Source organism: Aeromonas sp. MR16, assembly GCF_022549315.1.
Classification (GTDB): Bacteria; Pseudomonadota; Gammaproteobacteria; order Enterobacterales; family Aeromonadaceae; genus Aeromonas; species Aeromonas aquatica.
Map to the genome: position 1 here is coordinate 43505 of NZ_JAKZFK010000021.1, position 20504 is coordinate 64008.

The window sequence follows — 20504 nt, forward strand, 5'->3', positions numbered from 1 at the left end:
GCGGGGCAGCAGATCAGCCGCAGGAGGGGCGGGTTGCACCGGCCATGACGCCGAGGGCCACGTGATCCAGCACTGTGATGTACTTGCCCTTGACGCTGATGAGGCCGGACTTCTGGAAGCGACCGAGCAGACGACTGATGGTCTCGACGGTGAGGCCGAGGTAGTTGCCGATGTCACCGCGGGTCATGGAGAGACGGAACTCCTTGGCGGAGAAGCCGCGCTCGGAGAAGCGCACCGACAGATTGTGCAGGAAGGCCGCGAGACGCTCTTCGGCATTCTTCTTGGAGAGCAGCAGGATCATCTCCTGATCCCCCATGATCTCGCTGCTCATCAACCGCATGATCTGTTGACGGAGCTTGGGCATCTTGCCGGAGAGATCGTCGAGCACATCGAACGGAATTTCACACACCATGGCAGTTTCCAGCGCCTGGGCGAAGGAGGGGTGTGCCTGTTTGTGGATGGCGTCGAAGCCGACCAGATCGCCAGCGAGATGGAAGGCGGTGATCTGCTCGTCACCCTGTTCGGTGATGGTGTATGACTTGATGGTCCCGGAGCGAATGGCATAGAGCGACTTCAGCTCATCGCCGGCCTTGAACAGTTCCTCACCCTTCTGGATCGGCTTCTTGCGCTCGATGATGCTGTCCAGCTGATCGAGCTCGCTGTCGTTCAGCGTGAAGGGAATGCAGAGCTGGCTGATGCTGCAATCCTGGCAATGAATTGCACAGCCACCGCTCTGAATACGTCTGCCAGGTTTCTTGTCCGGGATCATAGGCTCATATGAATAATTGATTTATATCAAACAAGTTTACCATTAACTCATCCGTTTTGGATAGGGTTTCAAAAGGATGCAATGCTGATCCAGAGGGTATGCAGTCCATACAGGATGAGCAGCAGAGCCCCTCCGACGCGCAGGCTGCGCAGGGTCAGCCAGTAACGCAACCTGTCCGCCAGACCGCCCAATGCAAACAGGGTCGGCAGGGTGCCGATGCCGAAGCAGAACATGAGCAAGGCCCCGCCGCTGGCGGAGCCGGCCGCCGCACTCCAGGTCAGCATGGAGTAGACCAGACCGCAGGGCAGCCAGCCCCACACCATGCCAAAGGGGAGGGCCTGCAGGGCCGAGTGGAAGGGGATGAATCTACCTGCCAGCGGCTTGATATAGGGCCAAAATTTCGCACCAACACGCTCCAGTAGCAGAACGCCCTGCCACCAGCCCGCCAGATAGAGGCCAAGGGCGATCATCAGCAGGGCCGCCACCAGCCTCAGGCCGGCGATGGCGTGTTTGCCGGCCCCCAGCTCGCCGGCGGTGGCCAGCAAGCCTCCCACCAGGGCGCCCGCGATCACGTAGCTCAGGATCCGGCCAAGGTTGTAGTTGAGCAGGTAACTCAACCTGCCCCAGAAGTGCTGTTTCTCGGGAGGAATGGCCATGGAGAGGGCGGCGGAGACCCCGCCGCACATGGCGATGCAGTGGCCAGAGCCTGCCAGCCCTACCAGCAGGGCGCCCATCAGATCAAGACTGCTGGTCATCGCGCTGCTTGTCCTGCGGCTTGGTCATGCGCTCTTCCTCGTCGAACAGTATGTTGGAGCCCTGGCGGTCGAGATCCTCGAATTGTTCGGAGCGAATGGCCCAGAAGAAGACGACCCCGGCGATGATGACGAACAGGATGGCGATGGGGATGAGGACGAAGATGATGTTCATGGTCTCTACCTTGGCAGTGGTGCCTTTGGCGGCGAAGCCCCATGGTAACCCTGTTCGGGCCCGGGGCCAGCCGCCATCGGCCAGAAATGTGGCCTGCGACGCAGGCAGGCCATGAATGTAGCGATGGGAGTCAGCGGTTCAGGCGCATGGAGTTGGTGACCACGATGAGGGAGCTCAGGGACATGCCCGCCGCCGCCAGATAGGGGGGCAACCAGCCGCTGGCCGCCAGCGGCAGCACCAGCAGGTTATAACCGATGGACCAGGCGAAGTTCTCCTTGATGATCTTGCGGGTGCGCAGCGCCAGGGTACGGGCCGTCAGCAGGCGGGAGAGATCGTCCGCCAGCAAGATGGCATCGGCACTGTTCTTGGCCAGATCCGTGCCCCCCGCCATGGCAAAGGAGGCGTGGGCACCCGCCAGCACGGGGGCGTCGTTGATGCCATCCCCCACCATGATGCTGATGTCCCCCGCGGCCTCCCGCGCCTTGAGGTAGGCGAGCTTGCCATCGGGGGTCATGCCCTTCACCAGCTCATCCACCCCGAGCTCGCGGGCCACCGCATCGGCCTCGGTAGAGCCGTCGCCGGTGAGTATGGTGGTCTTGAGGCCAGCGGCCTGGAAGGCCGCAATGAGCGCCTTGGCATCCGCTCTCACTGTGTCGGCCAGGGTGAAACGGGCCAGCAGCCGGCGGTCGTCGGCCAGGTAGATGGCGAGGCCGCTCTCCTGGTTATCCTGCCCCTTATCGCCTGCCAACCCCAACCAGCGGGCACTGCCGATCCGGTATTGGGTGCCTGCTACCAGACCCTGAATGCCGTATCCAATCACGGGGGTGACCTCGCTGGCCGTCAGCAGGGCATCGGTGGAATCCAGGTGCTTGAAGGCGCGGGCGATGGGGTGCTCGGAATGGCTCTCCAGGGCGCAGGCGATGGCGAGACAGTCTGCCTCACTCAGTTCGGCCAGCAGTTGGGTGCTCACCAGGCTGATATTGCCCGTGGTCAGGGTGCCGGTCTTGTCCATCACCACCCGGTTGGCGCGGGTCAGCACGTCCAGCACATGGCCACGGCGCAGCAAGATGCCGTTGCGAGTGAGGTTGGCGGTGGCCGAGGTGAGCGCGGTCGGGGTCGCGAGCGACAGGGCGCAGGGGCAGGTGGCTACCAGCACCGCCAGGGTGACCCAGAAGGCCCGCTGTGGCTCGTGGAAGTGCCAGAAGGTCCAGACCGCGGCCGCGATGAGGAGCAACACCAGAATGAAGTGGCGGGAGAGCACATCGGCCAGCTGGGCGATGGCGGGCTTGTCATCGAGGGCGCTGTCTTGCAGCCGCATGATCTGGGCGAGGCGCGACTCCTCGATGGCGTGGCTGACCCGGATCTCCAGCGGCGCATCGGTATTGATGGTGCCGGCATAGACGGGATCTCCCCCTTGCTTGAGCAGGGGCAACTGTTCGCCGGTCAGCATGGATTCGTCGAGGCTGGCGGTCCCCGCCACTATGATGCCGTCGGCGGGCAGGGTGGCACCGGCCAGCACCCGCACCCGGTCGCCGACCCGCAGGGTCTTGGCGGCCACCTCCTGCTCGCCGTCTTCGTCGATGCGGGTCGCCATGATGGGCACCAGCCGCGCCAGGTTGGAGCTCGATTCCGATGCCTTGCGCCTGGCCCTGAGCTCGAGCAACCGGCCCAGCAACAGGAAGAAGACAAACATGGTGATGGAGTCGTAATAGACCTCACCTGTGTTGAACACCGTGGCCCAGATGGAGGCGGCGAAGGCACCGATCAGCGCCAGCGACACCGACACGTCCATGGAGAGGTGGCCCTGTTTCAGGCTGCGCCAGGCCCCTACGTAAAACGGCTGGGCGGAGTAGATCATGATGGGGGTCGAGAGCAGCAGGCTTATCCACTTGAAGTAGATCATGAACTCCTCTTCGACGCTGATGAAGAGATCCATGTAGAGCGCCACGGCGCACATCATCACCTGCATGGAGCCCAGACCCGCCAACGCCATGCGGAACATGTAGCTGCGCACCTCGCGGGCGTAGAGTGCCTCCTGGCTGTGGGTCTGAAACGGATAGGCGCGATAGCCAATCTTGGCGAAGCCCTTGAGGATGTCGCTCAACGAGAGGGTGGCCGGATCCCACTTGATGCGGGCCCTGTGGGTGGTGGTGTTGACGTTGACATAGTGCAGGCCGGGCAGTTTGGTCAGGTGGCGCTCGATAAGCCAGGCGCAGGCGGCGCAGGTGAGACCTTCCACACTGAGCTGTATTTCGCGAAGTGTTTGACTGCCAGAACCGGTTTCTACCACGAAATCCTGCTGCACCTCGGCCAAATCGTAGTGGGTGAGGGCGGCCAGCTCGCTGGGTACCAGCTCCCCCTTGATGCCAGGGGCGGTGCGATGTTCGTAATAGCTGGCGAGGCCGCATTCGAGAATGGTCTGGGCCACGGCCCGGCAGCCGGGGCAGCACATGGGTTGTACTATGCCCTTGATCTCGAGGGCATAGTCGGCACTGCCATCGGGCACCGACTCACCACAGTGAAAACAGCCGGTCATGGTATTGATGCCTCCTTGAGATGGCGATCCGAAGCGGAGCAAGGGGTTGTCGTGCGTGGGATGGATTAACCGCGGTGAACACTGCCGTCCATGGGGGGCTTATCGCCCCTTGGGATCCAGCTCGATGGGGGCCTTGGTTGGCAACTGGGCTGTCTCTTGCAGGCGCCAGTCGTGGTCGAAGGCATCGACCCTAATGTGCCACTTGCCGGTGAGGGGCTTGTCCAGCATGAGGCGATAGACGCCATTGCCGTCGGCCGTCATCAGGTGCTCGCTGTCATGGCCTGCCAGGGTCGGGTGGAACAGGGAGAGGCGCAGCGCCTGACCGGGGGGGATCTCGCCGGCCAGCGGCTTGAGGGTGAGTTCGCGGTCGCTGACCTCGAGGGCGATGCGGATGCCCAAAGCCTCGGCGCGATCGAACTTGCTGAGATCCTGATTGATCTCCTTGCCCTGTTTGTAATAGTCCTCGGCCACCAGATTGACACCGTCCTTGCTGGCGATGATGGCGGTGGCGATGCTCGCGACCACGGCGGCGCAGGGGAGGGCGATGATGAACCAGGGCCAGAATTGGCGATACCAGGGTTGGGTCATAGTGCTACCGAAACCTATGATTAACAAAATGGAGGGGTTTTAGCCAAGACAAGATAACAAAAAGCCTCGAAGAGTCGAGGCTTTTTGCTGCGTAATCACGTGCTTATCACATGTTACTGCTTACTTTGCTCTGTATTGTGGGACAAGCTGTAGACGTAGGATGCCAGCAGTTGGACCTTGTCTTCCCCCAGAATATCCTTCCAGGCGGGCATGACCCCATGACGGCCGTGGGTGATAGTCTGTTCGACCACCTGACGGGAGCCGCCGTACAACCAGGTGTTGTTGGTGAGATCCGGGGCGCCGAAGGCGGTGCCGCCCTTGGCATCCGGGCCATGACAGGCGGCGCACATGGCGAAACGGGCTTCCCCCTTCTTGGCTTCCACCAGATCGACCTTGCGACCGGACAGGCTCAGCACATAGGAGGCCACCTCCTTCACCCCGTCCTGACCCAGGATCTCGCCCCAGGCCGCCATGACCCCTTGCCGACCGCCCATGATGGTGGTCTTGATCTGGTCTGGCTGACCGCCCCATTGCCATTCGCTGTCGGTCAGGTTCGGGAAGCCGCGCCCGCCACGAGCATCGGAGCCATGGCACTGGGAGCAGTTCTGCAGGAACAGACGCTGACCCACCTTGCGGGCCTCCGGATCGGCGGCGATCTCCTCGATGGCGCGATAGGTCTTGCCATCGGCCTGATAGGCCAGCTCGCGGAACTTGGCGCCGTAGACGGCATCGGCCTTGGCGAGCTCGCGATCATACTCGACCGCGCGCCCCTCGGCCTTGGCGGAGGCAACCGCTGCCTTGGACTCTTCCAGGGAGCGAATGTCCTGGTTGGAGCTCTGCCAGCCCAGCAGTCCCTTGAAGTTGCCAAGACCCGGGAAGGCCAGCAGGTAGATGAGCCCGGTCACGATGAAGAAGAGGAACATGTAGGACCACCACTTCGGCAAGGGGTTGTTGATCTCCTCGATGCCGTCGAAGGTGTGCCCCATGGGTTGACCTTCTTCGGTGCCCATCTTGTCCTTCATGCACCACATCAGCAGCAAGAAGCAGCCGATGATGGTGCCCAGACTTATGACGGTCACAAAAATGCTAAACAAAGTGCTCATTATTGCTTCGCTCCTGCGTTCTTGTTATCAGCACTGGGTTGCTCGTCGTCGGCAAAAACCAGGTTGGCAGCCTCGTCGAAAGAGGCCTTGCGGCGCTTGCTGTAAGCCCAGACGATGATGGCGATCATGATGATCATCAACAGCAGGGTATACAGGCCGCGAAATGTGCCGTAATCCATATCCCGACTCCTTATTTCAGGGCATGACCCAGTGATTGCAGATAGGCCACCAGGGCATCCAGCTCGGTCTTGCCCTTGACGGCTTCGCTCGCACCTGCGACGTCGGCATCGGTATAAGGCACGCCGAAGTTATCGCGGAACAGCGCCAGCTTCTTGCCGGTCAGCTCGCCGGTCAGGACGTTGCGATCAAGCCAGGGGTAGCCCGGCATGTTGGACTCGGGGACCACGTCGCGCGGGTTGATCAGGTGAGCGCGGTGCCAGTCGTCGGAGTAACGACCGCCGACCCGGGCCAAGTCCGGACCGGTACGCTTGGAGCCCCACAGGAAGGGGTGCTCCCACACGCTTTCGCCGGCGACCGAGTAGTGGCCGTAGCGCTCGGTCTCGGCGCGGAACGGACGGATCATCTGGCTGTGGCAGTTGGTGCAGCCTTCGCGGATGAAGATATCGCGGCCTTCCATCTGCAGCGCGGTGTAGGGGGTGAGGCCCTCCACCGGCTCAGTGGTCTGCTTCTGGAAGAACAGCGGGGTGATCTCGACCAGGCCCCCCAGGCTGATGGCAAAGATGATGCCGACCACCAGCATGGGGACGCTTTTTTCGAAGATCTCGTGACGGTTATTGTTGCTCATGCTTGGACCTCTTCAATCATGCGGGCTGGGCGACGGGTTCCAGGGAACCCTTGGGCGCAGTGATGGTGCGATAGGCGTTGTAGGCCATCAGCAACATACCGGTGACGAAGAAACAGCCACCCAGGAAGCGCACGAAGTAGAAGGGATAAGAGGCCTGCAGCGCTTCCACGAAGCTGTAGGTCAGGGTGCCGTCGTCGTTGACCGCGCGCCACATCAGACCCTGCATCACACCGGAAATCCACATGGAGACGATGTAGAGCACTGTGCCCACGGTCGCCAGCCAGAAGTGAATGTTGATGAGACGGATGCTGTACATGCGGCCCTGCTCGAACAGGTTCGGGATCAGGTGGTACACGGCGCCAATGGATACCATGGCAACCCAGCCCAGGGCACCGGAGTGAACGTGACCTACGGTCCAGTCGGTGTAGTGGGAGAGGGCGTTGACCGTCTTGATCGCCATCATGGGGCCTTCGAAGGTGGACATGCCGTAGAACGACAGGGACACGATCAGGAAGCGCAGGATGGGGTCATAGCGCAGTTTGTGCCAGGCGCCGGACAGGGTCATGATGCCGTTGATCATGCCGCCCCAGGAGGGAACGAACAGGATGAGGGACATCACCATCCCCAGGGACTGGGCCCAGTCTGGCAGCGCGGTGTAGTGCAGGTGGTGCGGACCGGCCCAGATGTAGAGGGAGATCAGCGCCCAGAAGTGGACGATGGAGAGGCGGTAGGAGTAAACCGGACGTCCCGCTTGCTTGGGCACGAAGTAGTACATCATGCCAAGGAAGCCGGCGGTCAACAGGAAGCCTACCGCGTTGTGACCATACCACCACTGCACCATGGCATCCATGGCACCGGAATACATGGAGTAGGACTTCATGCCGGAGAGCGGCACCTCCATGTTATTGACGATGTGCAGCACGGCGACCGTGATGATGAAGGCGCCAAAGAACCAGTTCGCCACATAGATGTGGGAGGTGGTGCGCTTGACCAGGGTACCGAAGAAGACCACGGCGTAAGCGACCCAAACCACTGTGATGGCGATGTCGATGGGCCACTCCAGCTCGGCGTACTCCTTGGCGGAGGTGAATCCCATCGGCAGCGAGATGGCGGCAGACAGGATGATGGCTTGCCAGCCCCAGAACACGAAGGAGGCGAGTTTGCCGCCGAACAGTCGGGTCTGGCAGGTGCGTTGCACCACGTAGAAGGAAGTAGCCATCAGGGCGCTGCAACCAAATGCGAAAATGACCGCGTTGGTGTGCAGGGGACGCAGGCGGCTGTAAGTCAGCCAGGGGGTGTCGAAGTTGAGGGCAGGCCAGATCAACTGGGCTGCGATCAGTACGCCTACCGACATGCCGACAATTCCCCAGACGATCGTCATAACGGTGAACTGGCGCACAACGGTGTAGTTGTACTCAGGGTGGTTTGTTGTATGGCTCATCGTTGTTTTCCGCTTCCGATGCTGTTGTTTGTTTTTTGTCCGGTGACCTGGACCATTTTCACCCCATATTTGCGAAATTCTCTCGTTAACATCTGTTAATAAAAGGAAAAGCAAAAGGTGGTTAAATGAAAATTCATTGGGAATGATACTGAACTGACCGGTAAAATAACAGTACAAACAGTGATATATTTGGCTCCGGCGGGTCCCGCGCTTGTCAGTTTTTACCTTGCGCGAGATCACGAAAATGGCATTTTTTAAGTATCTTACAGGGCTGTTTTTTCATGAAAGAGAGACTCACTTCACGCAAAATCGGACACTTGGCGATAGTTTTGGCAATTTTGCTCTCCCTGGTGGCCTATCGGACCTGGTTTTCGGGCCCGCAAACGACGGTCGCCGCGGGAACAAATGATCAGATTTGTGATCTGTCCCACAGCCCGTGCCCCCTGCTGGTCGGCGACAAGCCGCTGATGGCCGGTGTCGAGACACTGCCGGTCAAGGCTGAACATGACTTTGTTTTGCGTCTTCAGGGGGGGGGGGCGGCCATCACCCCGATCAACGCCTGGCTGGAGGGCAAGGAGATGTTCATGGGCCGGATCCCGGTGCAATTTGAGGCCAGCGACGGCGGTTGGCAGGGAAAGGCTCAGGTCGGTTCCTGCACCTCGGCGACCATGACCTGGCTGCTCAACATCGAGTGGAGCAATGGCCAGCGCCAGCAGTTGGCGCTCTCCGTCTCCCGTTAAATCTGCGTATTATTTGGAGCCAAGCGGGGGGAGTAAGTGAAATTTGATTTGAATTTTTCAGGCAGGACGGTACCTTGCAGTGATTATCAAGGAGTGAAGTTCATTTAATCATGATTGAAAAACAAGCATTTTATCACACCCTCAACCAGCAGGCCCAGGCGCTGCTGGAAGGGGAGCCGGATCTTATCGCCACCCTGGCGAACCTCTCTGCCTTGCTCAATCAGGAGCTGACCGACATCAACTGGGTCGGCTTTTACCTGCTGCAAGGGGACACCCTGGTGCTGGGCCCCTTCCAGGGCAAGCCGGCCTGCGTGCGCATTCCGGTGGGCCGGGGCGTCTGCGGCACCGCGGTGGCCGAGGGCAAGACCCAACTGGTGGACGATGTGCATCAGTTCGTGGGCCACATCGCCTGTGACGGTGCCAGCAACTCGGAAATCGTGATCCCGCTGCGCCGGGGTGGCGAGATCATTGGGGTGCTGGATATTGATAGTCCGATTTTTAACCGTTTCGACGCCGAAGACCGCGTTGGTCTGGAAGAAACGGTGCAAATTTTGGAAAGCATGCTCTAAGTCATTGCTAGATGGTTCGCAAAAGGCCCCAAGCTCTCTATAATAGGGCCTTTGTTGTGTTCGGGGTTGCCCCGTACGTCTATATGAAAGCCAAGGTTATACATGGAAAACACTGAAAAGCTGAAGAACAGTAAAGAGATCGTTGCCTACCTGGTCGAGAAATTCCCGGCCTGCTTCATCGCTGAAGGAGAGGCCAAGCCACTCAAGATTGGCATCTTCCAGGATCTGGCCGCGCGTCTTGCTGACGACGAGAGAGTCTCCAAGACCATGCTGCGCTCTGCTCTGCGTCAATACACCTCCAGCTGGCGTTACCTGCATGGCCTCAAGGCTGGCCAGGCCCGTGTCGACCTGGACGGCAATCCGGGTGAAGTGCTGACCGAAGAGCACATCGAACATGCCAAGCAGGCGCTCAAAGAGAGCAAAGAACGTGTCTTTGCCAGCCGCCGCACCAATACCAAGGAAAAGGAAGACAAGCCAAAGCAGCCGCGCCGTCCCGCGCCGCGCAAGGCTGATGCCGCCCGCTCCGACAAACCGAAAGCCGCTCCCAAGGCTGCCCCCGTTGCCGAAGCCCCGCTGGTGAAAGTCGATGCCGCTACGCTGAAAGTGGATCAGGGTGTGCGCGTGGTGCTCGGCAAGTCTCCTGTGCCTGCGACCATCAAGGAAGTGACCAAGGATGACGTACAGGTTCAATTGCAGACCGGCATGATGTTGCGGGTCAAGTTCGAGCATCTGGTTCTCTAAGGAGACAAATGTTGAAGCATGGCGTAATTCGTTTTTCCCTCGTTGCCTGTAGCCTGGCGCTTGCCGGGCTTGCACAGGCCATCGAGCCGGTGCTCAAGGAAAGTGATTTGCCTGTGTTGGCTCAAGAGAGCCAACATGCTACGGCCAGCAAGCGAATTGCCAATCTGTTTACCCGCTCTCATTACAAACAGTTCAAGCTGGATGATGCCTTTTCTTCCGTGATCTTCGACAAGTATCTGGAAAACCTGGACTTCAGCCGTAACCTGTTTTTGGCCTCTGACATCAGCCGTTTTGAAAAATACCGTACCGGTTTTGACACCGACCTCGAAAGAGGGCGGCTGGCGCCGGCCTACGAGATGTTCAACCTGAGTCAGCAGCGGCGTTACGAGCGGTTCGAATACGCCCTTAAACTGCTCGACACTCCCTTCGATTTCACCCAGAAAGATAACTACATCTTCGATCGGGAAGGGGCTGCCTGGCCCAAGGACGAGGGCGAGCTCAACGAGCTGTGGCGCCAGCGGGTCAAATTCGACGCCCTGAGCCTCAAGCTCAGCGGCAAGGAGTGGCCCGAGATCAAGGAGCTGCTTGGCAAGCGTTACAACAACGCCATCAAGCGGATGTCCCAGACCGAAAGCGAGGACGTGTTCCAGCTCTTCATGAACTCCTTCGCCCGTGCCATCGAACCGCACACCAGCTATCTGTCGCCGCGCAGTGCCGATCGCTTCAACACCGAGATGAACCTCTCGCTGGAAGGGATTGGTGCCGTGTTGCAGGCGGAGGATGACTTCACCGTCATTCGATCCCTGGTGCCCGGTGGCCCGGCCGCCAAGTCCAATCACCTCAAACCCGATGACAAGATCACCGGGGTCGGGCAGGACGACGGCAAGATTGTCGATGTGATCGGCTGGCGTCTGGATGACGTGGTCGAACTCATCAAGGGTCCCAAAGGCAGCAAGGTGAAGCTGGAGATCCAGCGCGGCAAGGGTGCCAGCGCCAAGACCGAGCTGATCGAGCTGACCCGTGACAAGGTACGTCTGGAAGACAGGGCCGCCAAGTCCAAGGTGATCAATGCGGAAGGCAAGAAGATAGGGGTACTCGAGATCCCGAGCTTCTACGTCAATCTGCACGACGATGCCATCAAGGAGCTCTCCAGCCTCAACAAGCAGAAGATCGATGGCCTCATCGTCGATCTGCGCGGCAACGGCGGCGGCGCCCTGACCGAAGCCTCGGCCCTGAGCGGTTTGTTCTTCGCCAGCGGTCCCGTGGTTCAAATTCGTGATCACATGGGCCGGATCACGGTCAATGGCGACGATGACGGCAACGTCTACTACGGCGGCCCCATGTCGGTGATGATCGACAGATACAGTGCCTCGGCCTCAGAGATCTTCGCCGCCGCCATGCAAGACTACGGCCGCGCCCTGATCCTTGGCGAGAACTCGTTCGGCAAGGGCACGGTGCAGCAGCATCGCAGCCTCGCCAAGGTGTACGACTTCTACGAGCAGCCGCTGGGTAGCGTGCAGTACACCATCGCCAAGTTCTACCGGATCAACGGTGGCAGCACCCAGAACAAGGGCGTGGCACCGGACATCGGTTTCCCCACGGCCGCCTCGTCGGAAGAGACAGGGGAGAGTCAGGAGTTCAACGCGCTGCCCTGGGATCAAATCGCCTCGGCCAGCTACGGCAAACTCGGGGACTTCAGCAGCCTGTTGCCCAAGCTGAAAGCCGATCACGAGGCGCGGATCAACAAGGATCCGGAATTTGCCTACGTGATGCAGGACATCAAGGAGTATCAGGCGGACAAGGACAAGAAGTCCGTCTCCCTGAACGAAGCCGAGCGGCTGGCCGAACAGGCCAAGCAGGACGAGAAGGCGCTGGCGCGAGCCAACGAGCGACTGACTCGTCTTGGCAAACCGACGGTGAAGAGCCTGGATGCCTTACCGACCGATTTTGAGGCACCGGACGAGTATCAGATCGAAGCTGCCAACATCACGGCGGATCTCGCCAGTCTGAGCAAGAAAAGCTGACATATCACAGATATCTGTGTTGAAAAGGGCGACTTGGGTCGCCCTTTCTTTTTGTCTGCGCCGGGCACTGAATGCAAACTATTTGACCCTGCCGGAGCGTTGTGACAGCCTCTGACACGTCTATAACAACGCGTGGAAGCAGATAATAATGACCGATCACTCCCAGGCCATGACGGCCAAATATCGCCAGGATTACCGGGCGCCGCTCTACTGGATCGACAGCATCGATCTCGACTTCCAGCTGCAGGAGCCGCTGACCCAGGTCACCGCCATCTCCCGCCTGCGTCGCAACGGCGAGCACAAGGAGCCGCTGGTGCTCGATGGCGAGGGACTCTCCCTGCACAGCATCAGCGTGGATGGGGTGCCCTTCACCCAGTACGAGCAGGGGGAGAGCAGCCTGACCCTGTTCAACCTGCCGGCCGAGTGCGTGCTGACCGTCGTCACCCTGCTGGATCCCGCCGCCAACACGGCGCTCGAGGGGCTCTACAAGTCCGGCGACGCCTACTGCACCCAGTGCGAGGCCGAAGGATTCCGTCGCATCACCTATTACCTGGACAGGCCCGACATCCTGGCCCGTTACAGCACCCGCATCTGCGCCGACAAGGCCAAGTATCCCTTCCTGCTCTCCAATGGCAACAAGGTGGCGAGCGGCGATCTGGACGGCGGCCGCCACTTCGTGCAGTGGCAGGATCCCTTCCCCAAGCCGAGCTATCTTTTTGCTCTGGTGGCCGGTGACTTTGATGTGGAGCGCAGCAGCTACCACACCAAGAGCGGCCGCGAGGTGGCCCTCGAGATCTTCGTGGATAGAGGCAACCTGGATCGCGCCGGCTTCGCCATGGAGAGCCTGATCAACGCCATGCGCTGGGATGAGCAGCGCTTCGGCCTCGAGTACGATCTCGACATCTATATGATCGTCGCGGTGGACTTCTTCAACATGGGTGCCATGGAGAACAAGGGGCTGAACATCTTCAACTCCAAGTTCGTGCTGGCCAACCCCGCCACCGCCACCGACGGCGACTACCACGGCATCGAGCGGGTCATCGCCCACGAATACTTCCACAACTGGACCGGCAACCGCGTCACCTGCCGCGACTGGTTCCAGCTCAGTCTGAAAGAGGGGCTGACCGTGTTCCGGGATCAGGAGTTCTCCTCCGATCTGGGCTCGCGCGGGGTCAACCGCATCAACAACGTGCGCACCGTGCGCGGCCCGCAGTTTGCCGAAGATGCCGGCCCCATGGCGCACCCCATCCGCCCGGATGTGGTGATCGAGATGAACAACTTCTACACCCTGACCGTCTACGAGAAGGGCTCGGAAGTCATTCGCATGCTGCATACCCTGCTGGGTGAAGCCAACTTCCAGGCTGGCATGAAGCTCTACTTCGAGCGCCACGACGGCTCCGCCGCCACCTGCGACGACTTCGTGCAGGCGATGGAGGATGCCTCCGGCGTCGATCTCGGTCGCTTCCGTCGCTGGTACAGCCAGTCCGGCACCCCCGAGCTCACAGTGACGGATGAGTATGACGCCGCCACCGGCACTTACCGTCTGCACGTGCGCCAGCACACCCCGCCGACCCAGGATCAGCCGCAGAAGCTGCCGCTGCACATACCGCTGGACATCGAGCTGTATGACGAGCGCGGCGCCGCCATCCCGCTACAGTATCAGGGCGAGAAGATAGGCCAGGTGCTGAACGTGCTGGAAGAAGAACAGACCTTCGTGTTCGACCATGTTGCCGTGAAGCCAGTGCCCTCCCTGCTGCGGGACTTCAGTGCCCCGGTCAAGCTGCACTATGACTACAGCGACGAGGCGTTGGCCTTCCTGATGCGCCATGCCCGCAATGAGTTCGCCCGTTGGGACGCGGCCCAGATGCTGGTCAACAAGGCGGTGATCGCCGGGGTGGCGAAGGTTGGGCAAGGGCAGGCCGTTCGGGTCTCCGAGTCCCTGCTGGCCGCCTTCGTCGCCATCTTCGACGACGCCGCGCTGGACCCGGCCCTCAAGGCGGAGATCCTGGCGTTGCCGGGGGAGGCGACCCTGACCGAGCTGTTCGACTGCGCCGACATCGACGCCATCCATCAGGTTCGTAACGCCATCCAGGGCGCGCTGGCCGAGGCATTCGGCGCACGGCTGGCGGCGACCTACCAGAGCCTGCGCCTGACCGGTTATCGGGTGATCCACGAGGATGTGGCCAAGCGTGCCCTCAAGGGGGTGGTGCTCGGTTATCTGGCGGCCCTGAGCCCGGCCCAGGCCCAGGCCGATGCCCTGGTGCGCGAGCAATACGCCGCAGCGGACAACATGACCGACACCCTGGCGGCGCTACAGGTGGCCAACGGCTATCTGCTGCCGTGCCGCGCCGAGCTCCTGGCCGACTTCGAGGGCAAATGGGCCCATGACGGCCTGGTGCTGGACAACTGGCTGCGACTGGTGGGCAGCAAACCGGCGAGCGATGTGCTGGTCGAGGTGAAGCAGGCCATGGCGCACCCCACCTTCAGCATTCGCAACCCGAACCGGCTGCGGGCCCTGGTGGGCAGCTTCGCCATGAACAACCAGGTGCAGTTCCACGCCCGGGACGGCAGCGGCTACCGCTTCCTGACCGATCTGTTGATCGCGCTCAACGAGGTCAATCCCCAGGTGGCATCGCGCCTCATCACGCCGCTCATTCAGTTCAAACGGCTGGACGAGCAGCGCAAGGGGCTGATCCGCGCCGAGCTGACCCGACTGGCCAAGCTGGATGGACTGGCGCGCGACCTGTTCGAGAAGGTAAGCAAGGCGCTGGCGCAGTAATAGGCCACGAGCCTTAAACGCGGGCAGGGGAGCCAGGCTCTCCTGCCCGTTTCATTGTGACAACCCCATGGCACGAGGAGACATCCACCATGAGGCAATATACCTTTCGACTGGCCCTGAGCCACGAGGAGATCATGCTGATGTATCGGGGCCAAGCCAGGCGGCTGGTGGTGCGCACCGAGCAGGGGCTGACCCTGGAGCTGGGGTTGGATAAAATTCGACCTTTCGTCGCTTTGAGTGGTGTATACGGCTACTTTTCACTTCAAACTCAGGACGATCATCGATTCATTAGCCTTAAACGCATAAATTAACAAAAACGGCACATTTTTCCGCGTAAATACCCGCTTAAAGTCATTATCTATCCGGTCAATCCGCTTGAAGCCAGTTGGATTTTCTGAATTTTGCCAACTTGGCAAAATTTACCACAACCCAAGCCGTGATCTGCCCCTTGTTTTTAACATCTCGTTAGCACCTTTGCTCGCCTTCCTGGATCCAAGCCATTACACTTCGCAGCAACTCTGTACCGGCGGGCATCCAGGGTGGGTGCCGCCGTGTCGGTGATGTCGTCCGATAAGGAAACTAGCAATGGCATTGAAAGACGCCCCTACCTCAGTTCTGCTCGAAAACGTTCTCAGCCTGATCCACCAAAAGTTGCCCAAGAAGAGTGCTTCTCTGGTCGAGTGCTTCGTTGCCAAGTTCTACGGCAACATGGCCAGCACCGATCTGCACGATCGCAATGACAGCGATCTCTACGGGGCGGCGCTGAGCCTGTGGAATGCGCTCAACCTGCGCACCGGCACGGAGCCCTATATCCGGGTCTACAACCCCGAGCTGACCCGCCACGGATGGCAATCTCCCCACACCATTGTCGAAATCATCCTGCAGGACTCCCCCTTCCTGGTGGACTCCATTCGCATGGCCCTCAAACGCCGGGGCATCACCGCCCACATGATGCTGCATCAACCGCTGCACCTCATTCGTGGCGCTGAAGGCAAGATCAGCGCCATTCTGGATCTCGACAACACCGATGGACAGACCTCGGTGGAGACCGCCTTCCTCATCGAGATCGACCATCTCACCAGTGAAGAAGAGATGGAGGCGCTGACCGCCGAATTGAACTCGGTGGCCGGTGAAGTGGCGCTGGCGGTGGGGGACTGGCAGCCGATGCTGGCCCGTCTCAACGAGATCATCGACGAGCTGCCGAGGCGCAAGAACCCGGTCAGCCAGGCCGAGGTGGACTCCAGCGTCGCCTTCCTCAAATGGGTGGCGGCCAACAACTTCACCCTAATGGGCTATCGCCGTTATGACGTCAAGGCGGTGGAAGGGGATCACGAGATCCTGCCGCTGGCGGAGTCGAGCCTCGGCCTGATGAAGAACTCCATCAAGGACGAGGGCCAGCGCCTGGGCAACATGCCCGCCAGCGCCCGCCACGCGGCCCTGAGCTCTGACTTGCTGATCCTGACCAAATCCAACAGCAAGGCCCGCGTGCACCGCCCGGCCTATGTGGACTACATCGGCATCAAGCGCTTCGACGAGCACGGCAAGGTGGTGGGGGAGGATCGCTTCATCGGTCTCTACGCCTCTTCCATCTACAACACCAGCGCCACCCAGATCCCGCTCATCAGCCACCGCCTCGAGCGCATCATGGCCGCCTCCGGTCACGAGAAGGGCTCCCACGCCTACAAGGCGCTGCTGAACGTGCTGGAAACCTACCCGCGCGATGAGCTGATCCAGGCCCGGGAAGAGGAGCTGCTGGCTACCGGTCTCGGGGTGCTGGAGATGCAGGAGCGCGACATGCTGCGCCTGTTCGTGCGCCGGGATGTCTATGGCCGCTTCTTCTCCTGCATGGTCTATGTCACCAAGGAGCGCTACAACACGGCGCTGCGGGTCAAGACCCAGCAGATCCTGCAGCAATATTTTGGCAGCAGCTTTGATGTGGAATTCAACGTCTACTTCTCCGAAGGCGTGCTGGCACGGACCCACTACATAGTGCGGGTCAACAATAACAACGTGGATGTCGATGTGAACGAAGTACAGAACAACCTCATTGAAGCCGCCCGCAGCTGGGACGACCGACTCGACTCAGTGCTGCTCTCCCACTATGGGGAAGCCCGTGGCAACGCCCTGCGCCGTCGCTTCAGCACCGCCTTCCCCCGCGCCTATAAAGAAGACGTGCTGCCGGGCTCTGCCGTGGCCGACATCATGGCCCTCGATGGTCTCAGCGAAGCCGAGCCGCTCGGCATGTTGTTCTACCGTGCCCAGGAAGAAGAGAACGATCGCCGGGTGCGTCTCAAGCTATTCCACCGCACCGAGCCCATCCATCTCTCCGATGTCCTGCCCATGCTGGAAAACATGGGACTGAGGGTCATCGGCGAGACTCCGTACCAGGTACGGACTCCCACCGGCGAGGTGTTCTGGATCCTCGACTTCTCCATGCTGCTGCGCGGCGAGCAGCCGTTCAGCCTGGCCCAGAGCCAGCAGCGCTTCCAGCAGGCCTTCGCCGCCATCTGGAACAAGACCCTGGAAGATGACGGCTTCAACCGTCTGGTGCTGGGGGCCGGTCTCTGTGGTCGCCAGGTCTCTGTGCTGCGCGCCTACGCGAAATACATGCGCCAGACCGGTGTCTCCTTCAGCCAGTCCTACATCGAGGAGACGCTGACCCGTTATCCCGACATCGCCCAACTGCTGTTCACCCTGTTCGATCTGCGCCTGAACCCGGCCATCAAGCAGGACGCCAAGGCCCAGACCAAGCTGCACGAGCAGCTGGCCGCCAAGCTGGATCAGGTGGCGAACCTGGACGACGATCGCATCATCCGCCGCTACATGGAGATGATCGACGCCACCCTGCGCACCAACTTCTATCAGCTGGACAACGAAGGTCAGATCAAGCCCTACATCTCCTTCAAGCTGGCCCCCTCCAGCATCACCGACATGCCGCTGCCGCTGCCGAAATTCGAGATCTTCGTCTACTCGCCGCGAGTGGAAGGGGTGCATCTGCGCTGGGGCAAGGTGGCCCGTGGCGGGCTGCGCTGGTCCGATCGCAAGGAAGACTTCCGTACCGAGGTGCTGGGTCTGGTCAAGGCGCAGCAGGTCAAGAACACCGTCATAGTGCCGGTCGGGGCCAAGGGTTGCTTCTATTGCAAGCAGATGCCGGTGGGCGCCCCTCGCGCCGTCATTCAGGAGGAGGGCAAGGCCTGTTATCGCCTCTTCATCCGTGGCCTGCTCGACGTGACCGACAACATCATCGCCGGTGAAGTGATCCCGCCAAGGGACGTGGTGCGCCACGACGAGGATGACTACTACCTGGTGGTGGCGGCCGACAAGGGCACGGCGACCTTCTCCGATATCGCCAACGAGTTGAGCCACGAATACGGCCACTGGCTCGGCGATGCGTTCGCCTCTGGCGGCTCGGTCGGCTACGACCACAAGAAGATGGCCATCACGGCGCGCGGCGCCTGGGAGTCGGTCAAGCGCCACTTCCGGGAAGTCGGCATCAACTGCCAGACCACGGACTTCACCTGCGTGGGGATCGGCGACATGGCCGGCGATGTGTTCGGTAACGGCATGCTGCTCTCCAACCACACCCGGCTGGTGGGCGCCTTCAACCATATGCACATCTTCATCGACCCGACGCCGGATGCGGCCAAGAGCGTCGTCGAGCGCCAGCGTCTGTTCGATCTGCCGGGCTCGAGCTGGGATGATTACAACCGCGAGCTGATCTCCGAGGGCGGCGGCATCTTCCTGCGCTCGGCCAAGTCCATCAAGCTGAGTCCGCAGATGCAGATCCTGCTCGGCACCGACAAGGCCAGCATGGCGCCGAACGAGCTGATCAAGGCGCTGCTGTGCCTGAACGTGGATCTGCTCTGGAACGGCGGCATCGGCACCTATGTGAAGAGCGCCCGCGAGAGCGATGCTGACGTCGGCGATCGCAGCAACGACGTGTTGCGGGTCAACGGCCGCGATCTGCGCGCCAGGATCGTGGGGGAGGGTGGCAACCTCGGCTTCACCCAGCTCGGTCGGGTGGAATACGCGAGCCAGGGCGGTCGCATCAACACCGACTTTACCGACAACGTGGGCGGGGTGGATTGCTCCGACAACGAGGTCAACATCAAGATCCTGCTCAATCAGCTGGTGGCCGCGGGGGATATGACCCTCAAGCAGCGCAACCAGATGCTGTACGAGATGACGGACGCGGTGGCGCAAGTCGTCATCACCAACGCCTATCGTCAGTCCCAGTCCATCTCGGTCACCGCCTTCCGTGGCGCCGAGCAGCTCAAAGAGCAGCAACGCTTCATCCAGGGGTTGGAGCGCGAAGGCAAGCTGGACCGCGCCCTGGAGTTCCTGCCCTCCGATGAGGACTTGTCCGAGCGGATGGCCGCAGGGCAGGGTCTGACCCGCCCAGAGTTGGCGGTGCTGGTGGCCTACGGCAAGATGGTGCTCAAGGAGCAGCTCAACTGCCCGGAAGTGACCGACGAGCCCTTCCTCGCCAACATGCTGGTGACCAGCTTCCCGGCCCAGCTGCAGCAGCGCTTCGGTGCCGAGCTTGCCCAGCATCCATTGCGCTCCGAGATCATCGCGACCCGGGTGGCCAACATGCTGGTCAACGACATGGGGCTGAATTTTGCCAGCCGGATGAAGGACGAGACCGGTGCCTCCGTGGCCGAAGTGGCCTGCTGCTTCGCCATGGCCCGGGAGGTATTCGGCCTGAACCAGCTGTGGCGCGACATCGAAGGATGTGACAACCTGGTGGCGGCAGAGACCCAGCTCGAGCTGATGTTCTACAGCCGCCGCATCGTGCGTCGTGCCACCCGCTGGTTCCTACGCGCCCGCAACCGCAGCTGGAGCATCAGCGAAAACATCGCCTTCTTCCGCCCGGCCTTCGAGACCCTGGGGACGCACCTCTACGAGGTGATGGACGAGAGCGAAGTGGCCGAGCATCAGCAGAAGGTCGCCGATCTGGTGGCCAAGCAGGTGCCCGAGCACATCGCCCGTCAGGTGGCGCACATGAGCAGCCTGTTCTCCAGCCTGGACCTGGCGCAGATCGCTGCGGAGCACAAGACCGACATCCTGCGCGCCGCCAACGTCTACTACCGCCTCGGCGCCAAGCTCGACCTGCACTGGTTCCTCGAGCAGATCAACCATCAACCCGTGGGCAACCACTGGCAGGCGATGGCGCGGGCCTCCTTCCGCGAAGATCTGGACTGGCAGCAACGCAGCCTAACTTCCGTGGTACTGGAAGGGTGCAAAGAGCAGGGCGAATGCGCTACCATACTGGCCGACTGGATTTCGGAGCATGAGCAACTCTTGTCCCGTTGGACCCACATGTTGGCCGACTTCAAGACCACCAGTACTCACGAGTTCGCCAAGTTCTCGGTGGCCTTGCGAGAGTTGAACCTGCTCCAGTTGAATTGCCGAACCTCGATATAACGTTTATTGGCATCATCACACCAAAAGCCCCGGCCAGTTGCCGGGGCTTTTTTAA

At 60.8% G+C, this 20504-nt stretch carries 16 protein-coding genes; 7 read left to right on the forward strand and 9 right to left on the reverse strand.

Going from position 1 to position 20504, the window contains the following annotated elements:
• Positions 1–13: 13 nt before the first annotated feature.
• The 9 genes from MM194_RS15130 to ccoN all read right to left on the reverse strand — a co-directional run bounded on the left by MM194_RS15130 (position 14) and on the right by ccoN (position 8169).
• Complete coding sequence (locus tag MM194_RS15130) at positions 14–769, reverse strand: FNR family transcription factor (protein ID WP_033131828.1); 756 nt, start codon at positions 767–769, stop codon at positions 14–16.
• A gap of 68 nt (positions 770–837) precedes the next feature.
• On the reverse strand, positions 838–1524 hold the full coding sequence (locus MM194_RS15135) for a sulfite exporter TauE/SafE family protein (protein ID WP_241344017.1): 687 nt from the start codon (positions 1522–1524) through the stop codon (positions 838–840).
• Complete coding sequence (gene ccoS / locus MM194_RS15140; RefSeq protein ID WP_033131826.1) at positions 1508–1696, reverse strand: cbb3-type cytochrome oxidase assembly protein CcoS; 189 nt, start codon at positions 1694–1696, stop codon at positions 1508–1510. Before ccoS ends, MM194_RS15135 begins: the two co-directional genes overlap by 17 nt.
• A gap of 130 nt (positions 1697–1826) precedes the next feature.
• On the reverse strand, positions 1827–4232 hold the full coding sequence (locus tag MM194_RS15145; protein ID WP_241344018.1) for a heavy metal translocating P-type ATPase: 2406 nt from the start codon (positions 4230–4232) through the stop codon (positions 1827–1829).
• Between the two features lie 99 nt (positions 4233–4331).
• Positions 4332–4820, reverse strand: coding sequence for a FixH family protein (locus MM194_RS15150; RefSeq protein WP_241344019.1), 489 nt, complete (start codon positions 4818–4820; stop codon positions 4332–4334).
• Positions 4821–4933: 113 nt separating this feature from the next.
• A complete protein-coding gene (gene ccoP, locus MM194_RS15155) occupies positions 4934–5923 on the reverse strand; it encodes a cytochrome-c oxidase, cbb3-type subunit III (RefSeq protein WP_033131823.1) in 990 nt (329 codons plus the stop codon).
• A complete protein-coding gene (locus MM194_RS15160; RefSeq protein ID WP_033131822.1) occupies positions 5923–6102 on the reverse strand; it encodes a CcoQ/FixQ family Cbb3-type cytochrome c oxidase assembly chaperone in 180 nt (59 codons plus the stop codon). Before MM194_RS15160 ends, ccoP begins: the two co-directional genes overlap by 1 nt.
• Before the next feature lie 11 nt (positions 6103–6113).
• A complete protein-coding gene (gene ccoO, locus MM194_RS15165) occupies positions 6114–6728 on the reverse strand; it encodes a cytochrome-c oxidase, cbb3-type subunit II (protein WP_033131821.1) in 615 nt (204 codons plus the stop codon).
• Between the two features lie 16 nt (positions 6729–6744).
• Entirely contained in the window at positions 6745–8169 is a 1425-nt protein-coding gene (ccoN, locus tag MM194_RS15170; RefSeq protein WP_033131820.1) for a cytochrome-c oxidase, cbb3-type subunit I, read from the reverse strand.
• A gap of 281 nt (positions 8170–8450) precedes the next feature.
• On the opposite strand from ccoN, the gene MM194_RS15175 reads away from it, so the two are divergent.
• From MM194_RS15175 to MM194_RS15205, 7 genes are all read left to right on the forward strand, one after another.
• A complete protein-coding gene (locus MM194_RS15175; RefSeq protein ID WP_241344020.1) occupies positions 8451–8909 on the forward strand; it encodes a hypothetical protein in 459 nt (152 codons plus the stop codon).
• Positions 8910–9019: 110 nt separating this feature from the next.
• Positions 9020–9478, forward strand: a complete 459-nt coding sequence (locus MM194_RS15180) for a GAF domain-containing protein (protein ID WP_241344021.1) — start codon at positions 9020–9022, stop codon at positions 9476–9478.
• Positions 9479–9580: 102 nt separating this feature from the next.
• On the forward strand, positions 9581–10219 hold the full coding sequence (gene proQ, locus MM194_RS15185) for an RNA chaperone ProQ (RefSeq protein ID WP_033131817.1): 639 nt from the start codon (positions 9581–9583) through the stop codon (positions 10217–10219).
• Positions 10220–10227: 8 nt separating this feature from the next.
• On the forward strand, positions 10228–12243 hold the full coding sequence (gene prc, locus MM194_RS15190) for a carboxy terminal-processing peptidase (RefSeq protein WP_241344022.1): 2016 nt from the start codon (positions 10228–10230) through the stop codon (positions 12241–12243).
• A gap of 148 nt (positions 12244–12391) precedes the next feature.
• Positions 12392–15022 (forward strand): aminopeptidase N, encoded by a 2631-nt coding sequence (gene pepN, locus MM194_RS15195; protein ID WP_241344023.1) that lies wholly within the window; start codon positions 12392–12394, stop codon positions 15020–15022.
• 89 nt (positions 15023–15111) lie between these two features.
• The gene (locus MM194_RS15200; RefSeq protein WP_033131814.1) at positions 15112–15333 is read left to right on the forward strand and encodes a DUF2835 family protein; all 222 of its coding nucleotides are present in this window, start codon (positions 15112–15114) and stop codon (positions 15331–15333) included.
• Between the two features lie 274 nt (positions 15334–15607).
• A complete protein-coding gene (locus MM194_RS15205) occupies positions 15608–20449 on the forward strand; it encodes an NAD-glutamate dehydrogenase (protein WP_241344024.1) in 4842 nt (1613 codons plus the stop codon).
• The last annotated feature ends 55 nt before the right edge of the window (positions 20450–20504 follow it).

Excerpts from the sequence above, each read along its gene's own strand:
- MM194_RS15130 (WP_033131828.1), bottom strand. The coding sequence starts at position 769 with ATGATCCCGGACAAGAAACCTGGCAGACGTATTCAGAGCGGTGGCTGT.
- MM194_RS15135 (WP_241344017.1), bottom strand. The coding sequence starts at position 1,524 with ATGACCAGCAGTCTTGATCTGATGGGCGCCCTGCTGGTAGGGCTGGCA.
- ccoS (WP_033131826.1), bottom strand. The coding sequence starts at position 1,696 with ATGAACATCATCTTCGTCCTCATCCCCATCGCCATCCTGTTCGTCATC.
- MM194_RS15145 (WP_241344018.1), bottom strand. The coding sequence starts at position 4,232 with ATGACCGGCTGTTTTCACTGTGGTGAGTCGGTGCCCGATGGCAGTGCC.
- MM194_RS15150 (WP_241344019.1), bottom strand. The coding sequence starts at position 4,820 with ATGACCCAACCCTGGTATCGCCAATTCTGGCCCTGGTTCATCATCGCC.
- ccoP (WP_033131823.1), bottom strand. The coding sequence starts at position 5,923 with ATGAGCACTTTGTTTAGCATTTTTGTGACCGTCATAAGTCTGGGCACC.
- MM194_RS15160 (WP_033131822.1), bottom strand. The coding sequence starts at position 6,102 with ATGGATTACGGCACATTTCGCGGCCTGTATACCCTGCTGTTGATGATC.
- ccoO (WP_033131821.1), bottom strand. The coding sequence starts at position 6,728 with ATGAGCAACAATAACCGTCACGAGATCTTCGAAAAAAGCGTCCCCATG.
- ccoN (WP_033131820.1), bottom strand. The coding sequence starts at position 8,169 with ATGAGCCATACAACAAACCACCCTGAGTACAACTACACCGTTGTGCGC.
- MM194_RS15175 (WP_241344020.1), top strand. The coding sequence starts at position 8,451 with ATGAAAGAGAGACTCACTTCACGCAAAATCGGACACTTGGCGATAGTT.
- MM194_RS15180 (WP_241344021.1), top strand. The coding sequence starts at position 9,020 with ATGATTGAAAAACAAGCATTTTATCACACCCTCAACCAGCAGGCCCAG.
- proQ (WP_033131817.1), top strand. The coding sequence starts at position 9,581 with ATGGAAAACACTGAAAAGCTGAAGAACAGTAAAGAGATCGTTGCCTAC.
- prc (WP_241344022.1), top strand. The coding sequence starts at position 10,228 with ATGTTGAAGCATGGCGTAATTCGTTTTTCCCTCGTTGCCTGTAGCCTG.
- pepN (WP_241344023.1), top strand. The coding sequence starts at position 12,392 with ATGACCGATCACTCCCAGGCCATGACGGCCAAATATCGCCAGGATTAC.
- MM194_RS15200 (WP_033131814.1), top strand. The coding sequence starts at position 15,112 with ATGAGGCAATATACCTTTCGACTGGCCCTGAGCCACGAGGAGATCATG.
- MM194_RS15205 (WP_241344024.1), top strand. The coding sequence starts at position 15,608 with ATGGCATTGAAAGACGCCCCTACCTCAGTTCTGCTCGAAAACGTTCTC.